Here is a 1,479-nt window from a genome sequence, read left to right on the forward strand (position 1 = left end):
TGGGCAGAGGCCCGACGTAAGGATTATCATAACCTCCGGACAAACGGTTCCCACGGATGACGAAATGCCGGCAGGGGCGGTTTTCCTACCCAAGCCCCATGAAGCATCCCGGTTGGCTGCCGTTTTGCAGCCAGGGGATCAAAAGCGCCGCTAAGAGACGAGGAACGATAAGGTCACCGAACGGTTGACCTTCGAAAGGAGGCAACCATGGTCCAAGGCCCGTCTAAGCCAACCACCCTCGATGAAAAGCCTTATCCGGACCGGGCCGCCGATTCCAGAACAGGCAACCAAACCATGCACGGCACGCCTCGCAAGCTTGACCCCGAACAGACCGACGAAACTGGCAAGGCTCCGCCTAAGGGCAAGCCAAACCAGCAGGAATATCTGGACGTGAACCGGGAGCGTCCGGGCGGGGCTGACAAGGAAAAGTGAGCCAGCAGGGGAGGCGCCTACTGCGTTGGACGCCCCTAACGCATGTTCATGGAGCCCCTGGCAGCCTGAGCTAGCCCAGGCTCCGGGGGCGGTCAGAATGGTTACGTCTAATGCCGACAAGCGCCGCGACGTGCTGGCGATGATGGAAGCGCGTCCCGAGCTGTCCGACCGCGAGATTTCCCGCCGGTGCGGCGTCAGCCCCCAGACCGTCAGCAACTGGCGAGCAAAAACCCGAAGCCGGCCTGAGGAACGAAATGCAGCATGAGTGGGCCCGAGACGGTTCCCGCGCTGCAAGCGGACAGAGTAATCATAGCGACTTCTGGATAGGCCGCCAGACCAACAGGGTGCGGATTCCGACGGGACCGGCCGGGTAATCCAATAAATAACCGGCCGCTGTTCCGAGACTTAACCGGTCGGGATTCCGATCATTATCCGGCCAAGGCGGGGGTTGGTTCTGGGTCCTGTTTCTGGGTGTCGTGATTGGTGCTTCTGGTCAAGCCGAAGCGGCTGCGGGCGGCTGCGGTTGGCGCTTTCTCAGGCTCGGCCCGCCGACGCTGACCGGTCTTCACCCCGGAGCGCGTGAACAGTCTTCCCGCGAGGGCATCATCCGTTAGCTCAGCCGGGAGCGGCCAGGTCAGCCCTGTCTGGGCCGCGCGTCCGAGATTGTCCTGAACGGTGCTGCGGGCAATCCCCAGCACCCGTCCGATCTCACGGGCGCTCACCCCGCCATGTGCAAGCCGCAGCATCTGCCGCAGTTCTCTCATCGTCAGCTTCCTCTTCTTCGGCATCGCAGGCTCCGTCTCGCGTGAAACGGAAATCCTGATGCCCGAGTGGCTGCCCCAGAGCGCTCATACCCCCGGCTGGTGACCGGTCATTGATCGGAATGGTGGCCGGAGAGTTATCGGAAACCCGGCCGGTCAATTAACGGAATGATGGCCGATCGAAATCGGAATCCGCAAGCAGGGGGCTCGCCAGCGGCAATGAATGGGTGCCGCGCGACAAACAGGGTGAGATTCCGCGACAATCTGGGTGAGACGCTGTGGTGGG

General features: G+C 62.2%; 3 protein-coding genes. 2 read left to right on the plus strand and 1 reads right to left on the minus strand.

Features of this window, described 5'->3' with window-relative positions:
* The first annotated feature begins 207 nt into the window (after positions 1–207).
* Positions 208–432, plus strand: a complete 225-nt coding sequence (locus IE243_RS22265; RefSeq protein ID WP_191321485.1) for a hypothetical protein — start codon at positions 208–210, stop codon at positions 430–432.
* A gap of 97 nt (positions 433–529) precedes the next feature.
* Entirely contained in the window at positions 530–697 is a 168-nt protein-coding gene (locus tag IE243_RS22270; RefSeq protein WP_191321486.1) for a helix-turn-helix domain-containing protein, read from the plus strand.
* Between the two features lie 163 nt (positions 698–860).
* Here IE243_RS22270 and IE243_RS22275 read toward each other — a convergent pair whose 3' ends face one another.
* On the minus strand, positions 861–1,220 hold the full coding sequence (locus IE243_RS22275; RefSeq protein ID WP_210319959.1) for a hypothetical protein: 360 nt from the start codon (positions 1,218–1,220) through the stop codon (positions 861–863).
* Positions 1,221–1,479 lie beyond the last annotated feature (259 nt).

This window comes from Camelimonas fluminis (genome assembly GCF_014656355.1).
Classification (GTDB): domain Bacteria; phylum Pseudomonadota; class Alphaproteobacteria; order Rhizobiales; family Beijerinckiaceae; genus Camelimonas; species Camelimonas fluminis.

Coding starts and splice junctions, on each gene's coding strand:
- IE243_RS22265 (WP_191321485.1), top strand. CDS start 208: ATGGTCCAAGGCCCGTCTAAGCCAACCACCCTCGATGAAAAGCCTTAT.
- IE243_RS22270 (WP_191321486.1), top strand. CDS start 530: ATGGTTACGTCTAATGCCGACAAGCGCCGCGACGTGCTGGCGATGATG.
- IE243_RS22275 (WP_210319959.1), bottom strand. CDS start 1,220: ATGCCGAAGAAGAGGAAGCTGACGATGAGAGAACTGCGGCAGATGCTG.